This is a genomic window from Pseudomonas chaetocerotis (assembly GCF_015712105.2).
Lineage (GTDB): Bacteria > Pseudomonadota > Gammaproteobacteria > Pseudomonadales > Pseudomonadaceae > Aquipseudomonas > Aquipseudomonas chaetocerotis.
Genome location: NZ_JACFYX020000044.1, coordinates 1 through 322 on the forward strand (window position 1 = coordinate 1; position 322 = coordinate 322).

General features: G+C 67.4%; 1 protein-coding gene. It reads right to left on the bottom strand.

Annotated features, from left to right (window positions below; translation table 11 throughout):
- The coding region (locus H3221_RS25565) for an AMP-binding protein (protein ID WP_224490825.1) at window positions 1–322 on the bottom strand (322 nt) is incomplete at both ends.

Here is a 322-nt window from a genome sequence, read left to right on the forward strand (position 1 = left end):
GAGGTCGAGCACTTCGATACCGACCACCTCAGGCAAACGTGGCAAGGCCGCCTGATGGCTCAGCAGCAGCTTCACCCCGGCGTCTTCGAGCATGTAGCGCAGGCGCTCGCCGGGGTAGTCCGGGTCCAGCGGCACATAGGCGCCGCCAGCCTTGAGCACTGCCAGCAGGGCAACGAACAACTCGATGCTGCGCTCCAGGGCCACACCGACGCGCACCTCGGCACCGACGCCGCGAGCGACCAACTGATGAGCCAGGCGATTGGCGCGGGCTTCCAGCTCGGCGAAGCTCAGGCGCTGCTGGCCATGTACCAGAGCGATGGCC